Genomic DNA, 13,276 nt, shown 5'->3' with positions numbered 1-13,276 from the left:
GCGATGATACGCCTGCCTGCTGTCAACGGCCTGACTTGATTCCAGATCAGTTGAGGGGAATGATGGCGTTGCCCGGCGCCAGTTGGAAAGCGGCCTGTTTCTTGGGCGTGGCCAGCTGGACGTCGATGCGCTGGAAGCCGGGGAAGGCGCGCAACAGGCCGCTGGCATCCACCGTGTTGAGCGCGCCGGGGCTGGCGCAGACTAGCGTGAAGTCGCCATCGAGGTCGGCATGGCCGTCATTGGGTGCAGTCGCCTGGGCGGCGCCCGATGCCGCTTTTTCACCCAGCAGGGCGGGCGCCAGCACGGCCGATTCAAGCTGGATCTCGGCCGGTTTGCATTGCGCGGCGGCGTCGGTGGCGAACATGCGGCCGGCGTCGCGCAGCGCCTTGGCCATTGCCTGCACGGTTTCCTTGTCGCGGGCGGAGGTGGCGGCGTGTTCGAAGCCGACCAGGTTGATCAGCGGCGTATCCAGGTGCAGCGTCAGGGTATTGCCTTCCAGCGCCACATCCAGCTTGCCCACGCCGTGCTCGTGGGCAGGATGGTTGCCATGATGGTCGGCGCTGTCGGCCGCGAAGGACGGCAAGCTCAGCAGTGAGGCTGCGATCAGCGAGGTTGCGATAGCGGAAAAGGCGAAGGGCTGTCGGGACATGGATCGGCTTTCGTTGATAGGGGAGCGTTTGGGGACGGCGTCGGTTGAGTCCAGCATTTTGGGCCTGCGCGGCAGAAAAATTCAGTCTTGTTACATTCTGCAACAGGGTTGCATTATAATTCGTGCTTTCCTATTCTTTGCAACTCGGTTGCGATCGCTCTGGCGCCACGTTTTCCGCGTCTTCCGGCGATGCCGCCATTTGCAATCCTTCTTGCTTATTTAGTCAGGTTATCTGCCGTGTCGGTTCTTTCTCGTTTGTTGATGAAGCAAGGCGTGCTCGCCAGCCCTTGGTGGCAGCGCGTGCTGGCGGTGCTGCCCGTCTGCCTGCTGTTGTGGCTGGGCGTGCTGTGGGCGCTGGGGGAGGGTTGACATGTCTGCCGTCATTTCACTGGAAAACCTGACCGTCAGCTACCGGCGGCATCCTGCCCTGCATCACGTCAACGGCGCTTTCGCCCGCGGTTCGCTGACCGCGGTGGTGGGGCCCAACGGCGCCGGCAAGAGCACCTTGCTCAAAAGCATGCTGGGCCTGGTCCGCTGCAACGGCGGCCGGGTGGTCACGCATGTGGATACGCGCCGTATCGCCTACCTGCCGCAGCAGGCCGAGATCGATCGCAGCTTTCCGATTTCGGTGCTGGATTGCGTGTTGCTGGGCTATTGGCCGGGCAAGGGCAACTGGCGCGGCATCGACGCCGGCATGGCGGCGCGCGCGCGCCAGGCGCTGGCGGCGGTGGGGCTGGACGGTTTCTCGTCCCGCGCCGTTTCCAGCCTGTCGGTCGGGCAATTCCAGCGTGTGTTGTTCGCCCGCATCCTGCTGCAGGACGCCGAGGTGATCCTGCTGGATGAACCGTTCAACGCCATCGACACCCGCACCACCAGCGATTTGCTGCGCATCATTGCCGCCTGGCATGCGGAGCAGCGCACGGTGATCGCGGTGCTGCACGACTACGACCAGGTGCGGCGCTCCTTCCCGCAGACGCTGCTGCTGGCGCGTAACGTGGTGGCCTGGGGCGACACCGCCGAGGTGCTGTGCGACGACAACCTGATGCGCGCCCGCGCCATGGCCGAGGCGGTGGATGAATACGCGCCGGTGTGCGAAGTCAGGGAGGATGACCTGCGGGCCCTGTCCTTGTCCTCTTCGCGCGCGCATGTGCATGATCATGGCAGCCATCCCGGCCATCATCATGAGCATGGCGCGGCCGGGAAGGGCGGCCTGCAATGACGTTGTGGTCGGCTTTCCATCAATTCGCGATTGAACCTTTCCAGGAATTCTCCTTCATGCGCCGCGCGCTGGTGGCGGCATTCGCGCTGGCGCTGGGCAGCGCGCCGCTGGGCGTGCTGCTGACGCTGCGCCGCATGAGCCTGTTCGGCGAGGCGTTGAGCCACGCGGTGTTGCCGGGCGTGGCGGTGGGCTTCATCTTCTTCGGCCTGTCGTTGCCGGCGCTGTCGATCGGCGGCTTCGCCGCCGGTGTGCTGGTGGTGGCGGTGGCCGGCTGGATCAGCCGCCATACCGAGATCAAGGAAGACGCCAGCCTGGCCGCCATCTACGTGGTGGCGCTGGCGCTGGGCGTGATCCTGATCTCGCGCCACGGCACCCAGCTCGACCTGCTGCACATCCTGTTCGGCAACGTGCTGGGCGTGGACAGCGAAGGCCTGCTGCTGATCGCCGGCGTCGCCAGCGCCAGCGTGCTGCTGATCGCCGCCCTCTACCGCGGCCTGCTGCTGGAGAGTTTCGACCCCGGCTTCATGTCGGTCGGGCGCGGCAATGGCTGCGGCGGGGAGGTGTACCAGCAGGCATTCCTGATGCTGGTGGTGCTGAACCTGGTGGCTTCGTTCCAGACCCTGGGCACGCTGATGGCGGTCGGCCTGATGATGCTGCCGGCGGTGTCGGCGCGGCTGTGGCACGACACCTTGCCGGCCCAGCTGTGCAACAGCGTGCTGCAGGCCGCCGTGGCCGGCTATGCCGGGCTGCTGATTTCGTATTACGCCTCGGTGCCGTCCGGCCCGGTGATCATCGTTTGCGCCGGCGTCCTGTACGCGCTCTCGCTGTTGTTTGCGCCGCGCGGCTGGTTGCCGCGCCTGCTGAAGCGCCCGCACCTGCGGGGCTGAATCTTTCCTTCGCTTGTTCCCGGAGTCCGTATGAACTTCCTTCGTCCTTTTTCTGTGTTGCTGGCCGCGCTGGCGTTGGCGGCGAGCCTGCCGGCAAGCGCCGCCGAGCGTATTCCCGTGGTGGCCAGTTTCAGCATCCTGGGCGATATCGTCGCCAATGTCGGCGGCGACCGTATCGCCGTCACCACCCTGGTCGGCCCGGATGAGGACGCCCACGTGTTCCAGCCGGCCCCGGACGACATCAAGTCGGTGTCGCGCGCCAGGCTGGTGGTGGTCAACGGGCTGGGCTTCGAGGGCTGGATCGAACGCCTGGCGCAGTCGGCCAATTACCGCGGCAGCATTGTCATCGCTTCGGCCGGCATCAATGCACGCGAGCGGGTGGGCGATGATGAGCACGATGAGCATGACCACAATGACCACGACGCGCAGCACCACCATGGCAAGGACGACCCGCACGCCTGGCAGGATCCGCAGAACGTGATCGTCTACACGCGCAACATCGCCGCCGCGCTGGCCAGGCTGGACCCGGCCGGCGCCGACACTTACCGCAAGAACGGCGAGGCCTATGTCGGCAAGCTGCAGGAGCTGGACCGCTGGGCCATCCAGCAGTTTGCGCAGATCCCTGACGCCAAGCGCCGCGTGATCACCTCGCACGATGCCTTCGAATACTTCGGCGCGCATTATAAGGTACGCTTCCTGGCCGCGCAGGGCGTGTCCACCGATAGCGAGCCCAGCGCGAAGGAAGTGGCGGCGCTGATCCGCCAGATCCGCACCCAGAAGATCAAGGCCTTGTTCTTCGAAAACATGAGCAATCCGAAGCTGCTGCAGCAGATCGCGCGCGAAGCGGGCGTCACGCCCGGCGGCAAGCTGTATGCGGATGCCTTGTCCAAGGCCGGCGGGCCGGCATCGGATTATCTGGCGCTGATGCGCTACAACATCGCTCAATTGCTGGACAAGATCCGGCTGAACTGAGCGCGGAGGGGGGGCTTGGTCAACGTTGCCCTGAATCGCGTATGCTTGTTGTCCCTATTTAAATCCAATCAGGAGAAGACAAGCATGAGCACCATCACCGTCGTGGCCATCATCACCGCCAAGCCCGGCAAGCGCGAAGAGCTGCTGAAGATCGCCCGCGCCAACCTCGCCGCCGTGCGCGCCGAAGCCGGTTGCATCGAATACGGCCTGACGGTCGATGTGGATGGCTTCGGCCCCAACCAGGCGCCGCTGGGGCCCGACACTTTCGCCTTCGTGGAAAAGTGGGCCAGCGAAGATGCGCTGCGCCTGCATTTCACGCTGCCGCACATGATCGACTATCGCGAAAAGTCCAAGGACCTGATCGCCGCGCGCGCGGTGCATGTGCTGAAATCGGTCGACTGATCGATGCTGCTCCGGCGGTCCTGGCGCAAGCCGGGGCCCGGGGCCTCAATGCTCGCCGGGGAAATCCGCCGGATGCGTGCGCAGCGGGTCGAACGCGGAAGCCTGCCCCATCTGCATCAGCCATGTGATGAAGGTCTTGAGCGCCGGGTTGGCATCGGCGGCGCTGCGGTACATCATGTGGAACCCCTCCCCATGCAGCACCACTTCCGGAAACAGTTGCACCAGGCGCCCATGCGCCAGGTCGTCGTCGACCAGGGCCAGCGTGCCCATGGCCACGCCTAGGTCGGTGGCGGCGGCCTGCAGGCTGAGGAAGAAGTGCTCGTAGACGGTGCCCGGCATTTTCTTGCGAACCGCCACGCCGGCCTTGCTCAACCATTGCGACCAGGCCAGCGAGCGGCTGGAGAGGTGGATCAGCGACACTTCCACCAGGTCGCGCGGGGCCTTGATCGGATGCAGCTCCAGGAAGTGCGGCGAGGCCAGCGGCGCCGAGACATCGTCCAGGAAACGCACGCATTCATAGCCGCTGCGCTCCAGCGGGCTGCGCCACAGGATCACGTCGAACGGATCCTTCACATCTTCGAAGTACTCCGACATGGTGGTGGTCACGCGCACTTCGATGCGCGGGTTGTCGATCTGGAACTGCGACAGGCGCGGGATCAGCCAGCGCATCGCCACCGAGGGCGCGGCGATCAGGCGCACCACGCGGCTCTTGCCGGCCAGCGTCAATTGTTCGGCCGCCAGCGCGATGCGATCCAGGCTGGCCTTGACCTCGCCATAGAAGGCCAGCGCCGCCTCTGTTGGCTCCACGCCACGCGACTGGCGTAAAAACAACGGTTGGCCAAAGTATTCTTCCAGGGTCTTGATCTGCTGGCTGACCGCGCTGTGGGTGATGAAAAGCTCCTGCGCCGCCAGCGTCAGGCTCCGCGTCCGGACTGCCGCTTCGAACACTTTGAGGGTTTTCAGTGGAGGCAGGGAGGAGGGCATGATGTTAGAAAAACTTATATTGGTGTCGGAAAATGTTGCTTTGAAAAAGCCGGGGCCGATCCTATTCTTCAACTACCGAAACGTTTAACAGTGAGTGAAGATCATGTCTACCGTTAGTATATTTGTAAAAGATGCCGGTTTTTCTAACAATTTGCGCGCCCTGGTCGAGCTGGCCAAGTTCGCCGCCCAGCGCGTCATCGCCGCCCACGCCCTGCAACCGGTGCGCAACGATGCCTCCGAACTGCACGACGCGGCCTATTTCGACGGCGTGACAGACCATGTCGAGCTGGAAAATCGCCTGCGTCAACTGGAAAACGGCCACCTGCAAGCCGTATGGAAGCTGCAATCGCAGATCTGAGGCAAACGCGCAGGACAGGAAGTACCGGAGTACCGCCGCGCCGTCGAGGCCGGCAAGCCAGGCATGAAACCACATGCTGCAAGTTGTCGGACGCGGCCAGTCGCGACACCATAGAAAAGAGACCGGCTCCACATCTTCCGATGGCCGGAGCCGCGGACGGACAGGATCGATGTCCCGTCCAGACCTGCAGATGCCAGGCGCAAGCAGCCCTTGAAGCTGTACGCACATCCCCGCCATGACCCCGCTGACGCGGGGTTTGTCGTTTCTGCTGCCCGCATTGCCGTATTGCCATAGCGACGCATCGTCGCATCGTCGCGTCGCCGTTGTTGCGACGCATCCTCGGTTCGCCATGACATTGAAATAAGCCGCTGCTATATTGATTCGCAGGGAAGGATTGCCGTGCGCGCCGATGTTGCCGAGGGGAATCGCGCAACGTTGCCGCATGGTTCGCCAGCCATGACTGCGACAGCCACGCACAGGCGTCGACTACAACATCTGATGTTCCATTGGTTCCATTGTCTTGCATCGCCATTCAAGGGGAAAACCATGCTGTCGTCGTTACGCACACGTTTGATCGTGATCTGTGTCCTGATCGTGGCGGTGGCCATGATCGTCCTCTGCGCCGCCAACGTCCTTACCGTGCGGCGCGATACCCTGGCGGCGCTGCAGGCCCAGACCGCCCGATTGACCGACAGCCACGCGGCCAATATCTCCGAATGGGTGCGCAACAAGCGCACCATCACCGCTTCCATGAAACAGGCGCTCAAGCAGAGCGACGTGCTGCCCATCGTCGCCGCGGCGATGGAAGCGGGCGCCTTCGACGATGCCTTCATCGGTTACCCCGACAAGCGCATGCTGGCGCTGCATCCCATGCCGCCCGGCTACGACCCGACTGTCCGGCCCTGGTACCAGCAGGCGGTGAACGCCGGCAAGCCGGTGCTGACCGCGCCGTATGTGGATGCCACTACCGGCAAGCTGGTGGTGACCTTTGCCGAAGCCGTGGGCGGCAAGGACAATGTGCAGGCGGTGGTCGCCTCCGATGTGCAGCTCGACAACGTGGTGCGCAATGTCGCCAGCATCAAGCCCACGCCGGACAGTTTCGCCTTCATCGTCGGCAAGGACGGCATGATCGTCACCCATCCCAACAAGGAACTGGCGCTCAAGCCGGTATCCGCGCTCGACCAGAGCCTGAGCGCGCAATCGCTGGCGTCCATGGGCCAAGGCAATGAGGTCAGCATCGGCGGCGCCCGCTACCTGCTGTTCGTGCGGCCCATCGAGGGCACCGACTGGTCGCTGGCAGTGGCGCTCGATTACGTCGAGGCCACCCAATCGATCCGCGCGCTGATGACCATGTCGCTCGTGCTGGCGGTGCTGGCCATCGCGGTGGCGGCGCTGCTGCTGACGCTGACCATCACCGGCATGTTGCGCCGGCTGGGCGTGGTGCGCGATGTGATGGAAGACATCGCATCCGGCGAAGGCGACCTGACGCGCCGCCTGGATGCGCAAGGGCGCGACGAACTGTCGCAGATCTCGGGCGCCTTCAATCGCTTTGCCGACAAGATCTCCAAAACCCTGCTGGAAATCCGCCGCGCCAGCGAATCGGTGAAAACATCGTCCGGCGAGATCGCCTCCGGCAACCTCGATCTTTCCGGCCGCACCGAGCAGCAGGCCGGTTCGCTGGAGGAGACCGCTTCGGCGATGGAGGAGCTGACCTCCACCGTCAAGCAGAACGCCGATAACGCGCGCCAGGCCAACCAGCTGGCGGTGTCGGCCTCGGAAGTGGCGGTGCAGGGCGGGGAAGTGGTGGGGCAAGTGGTCGACACCATGAGTTCGATCAACGACTCCTCGCGCAAGATCGTGGACATCATCAGCGTGATCGACGGCATCGCTTTCCAGACCAACATCCTGGCGTTGAATGCCGCGGTGGAAGCCGCGCGCGCCGGCGAGCAGGGGCGCGGTTTCGCGGTGGTGGCCTCCGAAGTGCGTTCGCTGGCCCAGCGCAGCGCCACCGCCGCCAAGGAAATCAAGGGGCTGATCGACGATTCCGTGCACAAGGTGGAAGTCGGCAGCACCCTGGTGCACCAGGCCGGCAGCACCATGACCGAAGTGGTGGCCAGCGTGCGCCGGGTGACCGATATCGTCGGCGAGATCAGCGCCGCCAGCCAGGAACAGAGTTCCGGGATCGCCGAGATAGGCCGCGCCGTCACGCAGATGGACGAGGCCACCCAGCAAAATGCGGCGCTGGTGGAGCAGGCCGCCGCCGCCGCCCAGTCGTTGCAGGAGCAGGCGGCGCATCTGGCCGATGTGGTAGGTGGATTCAAGCTGGACGAGGGGCATCTGCCGACCGCGGCCATCCCCTTGCCGCGTGCGGCGGCGCTGGCGCGTTCGGTCACACCCCAGGCTGCGGTTGCGGCGGCGGGGCCGAAGAAGCCGGCCATCGCCAAACCGGTTGCTACTGCTGCTACTGCTGCTGCGGCCTTGCCTTCGACCAAGGCGGCCACCCCTCGGGTCGCTGCGGCGCCGGCCAAGCCCAAGTCCAAGTCGGAGGAAGGCGGCGAGTGGGAAGAGTTTTGACATCCCGGCGCGACCGCGGCGGCTGGCGCGCCGTTGCCAGTACGCTCAGGCGCGCCGCGCCAGCAGGCGCATGCCGCCAAACAATTGCTGCATGCCGCCGTGTTCGATGAAGCTCAGGTTGTAGGGATGTTCCGCCACCGCGCGCGGGAAGGCTGCGGCCAGCGGCAGGCTGTGCAACTGCTCGGCGATCTTGCCCCACAGCACCAGCGTCGGCAGCGCGGCGCCGCGCGCCGCGGCATGTTCGGCCAGGGCGCGCAGCACGGTGTCGAAGAAAGGCTTCCAGGCACGGGCATCCTTGACCGGCGCCACATGTTCGCGGAACACCAGGCTGGCGTTGAGCAGCAGGAAACCTTGCGCTTCCAGGTTGGTTTGCAGGTCGGCCAGGGTCTGGATCGTGCCTTGCGCATCGGCTTGCGCCTTGGCGGCAATGCCCGCCAGCGCGTCGCCGCTGGTATTGCCGGCTTGCAGCGCGCCGTCGGCCACCAGCAGCATCTTCATGAAATTGCGCAAGGAAGTGGCGCGGTTGACCTGCTTGGACAAGCCCTTGTCCGACCAGAGCGAACCGACCGCGCCATCCATGAAGCACACCCCGGTGGCGCTGGCCGCGCGCGGGTAGGGGCCTTCGCCGACCAGCACATAGTTCACTTGATCCATGGGCTGCCTGAAGGCGGCGAAGATACGGCCTTCGGTGGGCAGGTAGTGGTCTTGCGCCAGCGCGCCGAGATAGGCAGGATCGGCCTGGGCGATCGCCTCCAGCCCCTCGCGCAGCGCGGCGTGCCAGGAGGGATCGGCGGTCTGGATCAGATCCAGCAGGTCGGCGGGCAGGGCGGAGGAGGGAGCGGTCATGGATCTTTTGTTGTGATGTAGGCGGCCGGTTCGGGAAAGTGGCGGCATTTTATACCGCCTTCGGCAGCGCGCCTTCGATACGCGCCTGCGGCGCTACTCAGGACGAACGGTAGCCAATCCGGCAAGCCTTGCATTCGAAATGCCGTTCGGACTGAGTAGCCCGAAGGGCGTATCGAAGGTTCGCTGTCGGTGGCGTCAAGCCGCCGCCGTATCGCTCCCCGGCGCGCCGAACAACTGCTGCTTGAGCAGGTGCAACTGGTCGCGCGCCGCCGCCGCCTTTTCGAACTCGAGGTTCTTGGCGTGCTCCTGCATCTGCTTTTCCAGGCGCTTGATCTCCTTGCTGATCTGCTTCTCGCTCATGGCTTCGTAGTTCTTCTGCTCTTGCGCCACCATCAGTTCGGCGCGCGCCTCGGACGGGTTGAACACGCCGTCGATCAGTTCGCGGATCTCTTTCTTGATGCCGGTCGGCGTGATGCCGTTGGCCTCGTTGAAGGCCACCTGCCTGGCGCGGCGGCGTTCGGTTTCGCCGATCGCCTTGTGCATCGAGTCGGTGACCTTGTCGCCGTACAGGATGGCCATGCCGTTGAGGTTGCGGGCGGCGCGGCCGATGGTCTGGATCAGGCTGCGCTCGGAGCGCAGGAAGCCTTCCTTGTCGGCATCCAGGATCGCCACCAGCGAGACTTCCGGAATGTCCAGGCCCTCGCGCAGCAGGTTGATGCCGACCAGGACATCGAAGGTGCCCAGGCGCAGGTCGCGGATGATTTCCACGCGTTCCACGGTGTCGATGTCGCTGTGCAGGTAGCGCACCTTGATGCCGTTGTCGGACAGGAATTCGGTCAGCTGCTCGGCCATGCGCTTGGTCAGCGTGGTCACCAGCACGCGCTCGTCCTTGGCCACGCGATCGGTGATTTCCTGCATCAGGTCGTCGACCTGGGTGGTGGCGGGGCGCACGGCGATGATCGGGTCGACCAGGCCGGTCGGGCGCACCACCTGCTCGACCACCTGGTCGGCGCGGCCGTTTTCGTAGTCGGCCGGGGTGGCGGAGACGAACACCGTCTGGCGCATCTTCTTTTCGAATTCGTCGAACTTCAGCGGCCGGTTATCCAGCGCCGAAGGCAGGCGGAAGCCGTAGTCCACCAGGTTCACCTTGCGCGCGCGGTCGCCGTTGTACATGCCGTTCAACTGGCCGATCAGCACGTGCGACTCGTCCAGGAACATCAGCGCGTCCGGCGGCAGGTAGTCCACCAGCGTCGGCGGCGGGTCGCCCGGCTGGCCGCCGGAGAGGTGGCGCGAGTAGTTCTCGATGCCCTTGGTGAAGCCGATCTCGGTCATCATCTCGAGGTCGAAGCGGGTGCGCTGCTCCAGCCGCTGCTCCTCGATCAGCTTGTTTTCCTTGCGGAAGAATTCCAGCCGCTCGCGCAGCTCGTCCTTGATGGTCTCGATGGCGCGCAGCACGGTCGAGCGCGGCGTCACATAGTGCGAGCCGGGGTAGATGGTGAAGCGCGGGATCTTCTGGCGCACCCGGCCGGTGAGCGGGTCGAACAGCTGCAGGCTGTCGATCTCGTCGTCGAACATCTCGATGCGCACCGCCAGCTCGGCGTGTTCGGCCGGGAACACGTCGATGGTGTCGCCGCGCACGCGGAAGGTGCCGCGACCGAAGTCGGTCTCGTTGCGCTTGTACTGCATCTGGATCAGGCGCGCGATGACGTCGCGCTGGGCCACCTTGTCCCTGGCGCGCAGGGTCAGGATCATCTGGTGGTATTCGCTGGGGTTGCCGATACCGTAGATGGCCGAGACGGTCGCCACGATCACTACGTCGCGCCGTTCCATCAGCGACTTGGTGCAGGACAGGCGCATCTGTTCGATGTGCTCGTTGATCGAGGAATCCTTCTCGATGAACAGGTCGCGCTGCGGCACGTAGGCTTCCGGCTGGTAATAATCGTAGTAGCTGACGAAGTATTCCACCGCGTTGTGCGGGAAGAACTCGCGGAACTCGCTATAGAGCTGCGCCGCCAGCGTCTTGTTGGGGGCGAACACGATGGCCGGCCGGCCCAGGCGGGCGATGGCGTTGGCCATGGTGTAGGTCTTGCCGGAGCCGGTCACGCCCAGCAGGGTCTGGAAGAACAGGCCGTCGTTGACGCCTTCGACCAGCTTCTCGATCGCGGCGGGCTGGTCGCCGGCCGGCGGGAACACCTGGTAGAGCTTGTAGGGCGAATCGGGGAAGGTGACGAACTTGCTGTCGTCGAGCTCGGGGGTAATCGTTGTCAGTTCAGCCATGGTGGTCGGTAACCCGCTTCGGTTGAGGTTTGCCTGCTTCCGGTGCGGCTGCATGCCTGAAAAGAGGGCGTTGCAGGCCGGAAATACCGGACGCGTAAATGCATCACAGATGCAGGCGGCGGCACCGTCTTCAAGGCGAAACAGCGGCGGATATGTCATTTCTGCATGGAGGCATGCAGATTCAGCCTGGTTTTACACCTGCCTGTATCTGTGATTAGGCATCGGGATTTGCTAGAATGCGATGTTGCAAATCGGTGCAGGGCTGGCAGCCTAGGCCATGCATCCATCCACTCCTGCAGCGCTCCGTTGCAGCTAACTTTTCATGTTATCACGATGAACGCACCTGTCTCCGCCTCCCTGTTTTCCGCCATCGAAATGGCGCCGCGCGACCCCATCCTGGGCGTCACCGAAGCCTACAACGCCGATAAGAACCCGGCCAAGACCAACCTGGGCGTGGGCGTCTATTACGACGACAACGGCAAGGTGCCGCTGCTGGAATGCGTGAAGAAGGCGGAAGCGGAACTGGCGGCCAAGCTGGCCCCGCGTACCTACCTGCCGATCGACGGCCTGGCCACCTACGACCGCGCCGTGCAGGAGCTGGTGTTCGGCACCGGCAGCGCCGTGGTGACGGAAAAGCGCGCGATCACCGTGCAAGCCCTGGGCGGCACCGGCGCGCTCAAGCTGGGCGCCGACTTCCTGAAGCATTTCTCGCCGGCCGGCACCGAAATCTGGATCAGCGACCCGAGCTGGGAAAACCACCGCGCCCTGTTCGAAATGGCCGGTTTCAAGGTCAATGCCTATCCTTACTATGACGCCGCCACCCGCGGCGTGAACTTCGCCGGCATGCTGGATGCCCTGAAGACCATGAAATCCGGCTCGGTCGTGCTGTTGCACGCCTGCTGCCACAACCCGACCGGCGCCGACCTGACCGCCGACCAGTGGACCCAGGTCATCGAAGTCGTGACTTCGCGCGGCCTGGTGCCGTTCCTGGACATGGCCTACCAGGGCTTTGGCGACGGCATCGAAGAAGACGGCAAGGTAGTGCGCCGCTTCGCCGAAGCCGGCGGCCCGCTGTTCGTCTCCAATTCGTTCTCGAAGTCGTTCTCGCTGTACGGCGAGCGCGTCGGCGCGCTGTCGATCGCCGCGGCCAGCGCCGAAGAGGCGGCCCGCGTGCTGTCGCAATTGAAGCGCGTGGTGCGTACCAACTACTCCAACCCGCCGATCCACGGCGGCCAGGTCGTGGCCACCGCGCTGGCCTCGCCCGAACTGCGCAAGCTGTGGGAAGACGAACTGTCCGAAATGCGCGTGCGCATCCGTGAAATGCGCCAGCTGCTGGTGGCCAAGCTGAAGGAAAAGGCCCCGGCCCATGACTTCGATTTCGTCATCAAGCAACGCGGCATGTTCTCGTACTCGGGCTTGACCAAGGCGCAAGTCGACCGCCTGCGCAACGAGTTCTCGATCTACGCCGTCGACACCGGCCGCATCTGCGTGGCCGCGCTCAACACCAAGAACATCGACGCAGTGGTGGATGCCATCGCCAAGGTGCTCTGAGTCGTCTGGCAGGCAAGAGCTTGAGACAAGAGCTTGAGACAAGGGATTGAGACAAGAGCTTGAGACAAGGGATTGAGACAAGAGCTTGAGACAAGGGATTGCCGGCGCCGCTGCCCCCGGTTTCATAGGGGAAAAGCGGCCCGGCTGAAAAAAGTTTTTGACAGGAACTGAAAATCCGGTCATAATCTTTTTCTCAGCTGTTCCCTGATAGCTCAGTCGGTAGAGCGACGGACTGTTAATCCGCAGGTCCCTGGTTCGAGTCCAGGTCGGGGAGCCAAAAAATTCAAAAGCCTCGCAGTCTTCTGCGGGGCTTTTTCAATTCATCCGTCATCCGGAGCGGCGACGTTTCCAGGCGGGATGAAGCCATCAGTTGCGCATGGGCGAAGCCCGGACTTCGGCGCAACGGCGCTTGTTGAATGATGTAAAAAATTTCTTCTGCACACTCTGGCGGCGAAAGAAAAATTCGTTCATAATCGCGCCCTCAGCTGTTCCCTGATAGCTCAGTCGGTAGAGCGACGGACTGTTAATCCGCAGGTCCCTGGTTCGAGTCCAGGTCG

General features: G+C 64.0%; 11 protein-coding genes and 1 tRNA gene. 8 read left to right on the top strand and 4 right to left on the bottom strand.

Annotated elements, in window-relative coordinates; translation table 11 throughout:
* Positions 1-46: 46 nt before the first annotated feature.
* Entirely contained in the window at positions 47-649 is a 603-nt protein-coding gene (locus AC07N6_RS20745; RefSeq protein WP_494782051.1) for a DUF2796 domain-containing protein, read from the bottom strand.
* A 370-nt stretch (positions 650-1,019) separates the two neighbouring features.
* Between AC07N6_RS20745 and AC07N6_RS20740 the strand changes: the two genes are divergently transcribed.
* From AC07N6_RS20740 to AC07N6_RS20725, 4 genes are all read left to right on the top strand, one after another.
* Entirely contained in the window at positions 1,020-1,868 is an 849-nt protein-coding gene (locus AC07N6_RS20740; RefSeq protein ID WP_494782050.1) for a metal ABC transporter ATP-binding protein, read from the top strand.
* Positions 1,865-2,755, top strand: coding sequence for a metal ABC transporter permease (locus AC07N6_RS20735; protein ID WP_494782049.1), 891 nt, complete (start codon positions 1,865-1,867; stop codon positions 2,753-2,755). The genes AC07N6_RS20740 and AC07N6_RS20735 overlap by 4 nt, the downstream gene beginning before the upstream one ends.
* 30 nt (positions 2,756-2,785) lie before the next feature.
* A complete protein-coding gene (locus AC07N6_RS20730) occupies positions 2,786-3,727 on the top strand; it encodes a metal ABC transporter substrate-binding protein (RefSeq protein ID WP_494782048.1) in 942 nt (313 codons plus the stop codon).
* An 84-nt stretch (positions 3,728-3,811) separates the two neighbouring features.
* The gene (locus tag AC07N6_RS20725; RefSeq protein ID WP_494782047.1) at positions 3,812-4,129 is read left to right on the top strand and encodes a putative quinol monooxygenase; all 318 of its coding nucleotides are present in this window, start codon (positions 3,812-3,814) and stop codon (positions 4,127-4,129) included.
* 45 nt (positions 4,130-4,174) lie between these two features.
* On the opposite strand, the gene AC07N6_RS20720 is transcribed toward AC07N6_RS20725, so the two are convergent.
* Complete coding sequence (locus tag AC07N6_RS20720; RefSeq protein ID WP_494782046.1) at positions 4,175-5,113, bottom strand: LysR substrate-binding domain-containing protein; 939 nt, start codon at positions 5,111-5,113, stop codon at positions 4,175-4,177.
* 103 nt (positions 5,114-5,216) lie between these two features.
* On the opposite strand from AC07N6_RS20720, the gene AC07N6_RS20715 reads away from it, so the two are divergent.
* Both AC07N6_RS20715 and AC07N6_RS20710 read left to right on the top strand, forming a co-directional pair.
* Positions 5,217-5,471 (top strand): hypothetical protein, encoded by a 255-nt coding sequence (locus tag AC07N6_RS20715; protein WP_494782045.1) that lies wholly within the window; start codon positions 5,217-5,219, stop codon positions 5,469-5,471.
* A 546-nt stretch (positions 5,472-6,017) separates the two neighbouring features.
* Positions 6,018-8,045 (top strand): methyl-accepting chemotaxis protein, encoded by a 2,028-nt coding sequence (locus tag AC07N6_RS20710; protein ID WP_494782044.1) that lies wholly within the window; start codon positions 6,018-6,020, stop codon positions 8,043-8,045.
* Between the two features lie 45 nt (positions 8,046-8,090).
* Here the strand turns inward: AC07N6_RS20710 and AC07N6_RS20705 are convergent, their stop codons facing one another.
* Together AC07N6_RS20705 and uvrB are read right to left on the bottom strand one after the other, a co-directional pair.
* Entirely contained in the window at positions 8,091-8,891 is an 801-nt protein-coding gene (locus AC07N6_RS20705; protein WP_494782043.1) for a uracil-DNA glycosylase family protein, read from the bottom strand.
* 195 nt (positions 8,892-9,086) lie between these two features.
* The gene (gene uvrB / locus AC07N6_RS20700) at positions 9,087-11,168 is read right to left on the bottom strand and encodes an excinuclease ABC subunit UvrB (protein ID WP_494782042.1); all 2,082 of its coding nucleotides are present in this window, start codon (positions 11,166-11,168) and stop codon (positions 9,087-9,089) included.
* Between the two features lie 333 nt (positions 11,169-11,501).
* On the opposite strand from uvrB, the gene AC07N6_RS20695 reads away from it, so the two are divergent.
* Both AC07N6_RS20695 and AC07N6_RS20690 read left to right on the top strand, forming a co-directional pair.
* Positions 11,502-12,719: an amino acid aminotransferase gene (locus tag AC07N6_RS20695; RefSeq protein WP_494782041.1), complete on the top strand. Its 1,218-nt coding sequence runs from the start codon at positions 11,502-11,504 to the stop codon at positions 12,717-12,719.
* 201 nt (positions 12,720-12,920) lie between these two features.
* A tRNA-Asn gene (locus tag AC07N6_RS20690) sits at positions 12,921-12,996 on the top strand.
* Positions 12,997-13,276 lie beyond the last annotated feature (280 nt).

It is taken from the genome of Herbaspirillum sp. GW821-FHT09A12 (assembly GCF_059418325.1).
This window is presented reverse-complemented; position numbering and strand designations above follow the sequence as displayed.

Excerpts from the sequence above, each read along its gene's own strand:
- AC07N6_RS20745 (WP_494782051.1), bottom strand. The coding sequence starts at position 649 with ATGTCCCGACAGCCCTTCGCCTTTTCCGCTATCGCAACCTCGCTGATC.
- AC07N6_RS20740 (WP_494782050.1), top strand. The coding sequence starts at position 1,020 with ATGTCTGCCGTCATTTCACTGGAAAACCTGACCGTCAGCTACCGGCGG.
- AC07N6_RS20735 (WP_494782049.1), top strand. The coding sequence starts at position 1,865 with ATGACGTTGTGGTCGGCTTTCCATCAATTCGCGATTGAACCTTTCCAG.
- AC07N6_RS20730 (WP_494782048.1), top strand. The coding sequence starts at position 2,786 with ATGAACTTCCTTCGTCCTTTTTCTGTGTTGCTGGCCGCGCTGGCGTTG.
- AC07N6_RS20725 (WP_494782047.1), top strand. The coding sequence starts at position 3,812 with ATGAGCACCATCACCGTCGTGGCCATCATCACCGCCAAGCCCGGCAAG.
- AC07N6_RS20720 (WP_494782046.1), bottom strand. The coding sequence starts at position 5,113 with ATGCCCTCCTCCCTGCCTCCACTGAAAACCCTCAAAGTGTTCGAAGCG.
- AC07N6_RS20715 (WP_494782045.1), top strand. The coding sequence starts at position 5,217 with ATGTCTACCGTTAGTATATTTGTAAAAGATGCCGGTTTTTCTAACAAT.
- AC07N6_RS20710 (WP_494782044.1), top strand. The coding sequence starts at position 6,018 with ATGCTGTCGTCGTTACGCACACGTTTGATCGTGATCTGTGTCCTGATC.
- AC07N6_RS20705 (WP_494782043.1), bottom strand. The coding sequence starts at position 8,891 with ATGACCGCTCCCTCCTCCGCCCTGCCCGCCGACCTGCTGGATCTGATC.
- uvrB (WP_494782042.1), bottom strand. The coding sequence starts at position 11,168 with ATGGCTGAACTGACAACGATTACCCCCGAGCTCGACGACAGCAAGTTC.
- AC07N6_RS20695 (WP_494782041.1), top strand. The coding sequence starts at position 11,502 with ATGAACGCACCTGTCTCCGCCTCCCTGTTTTCCGCCATCGAAATGGCG.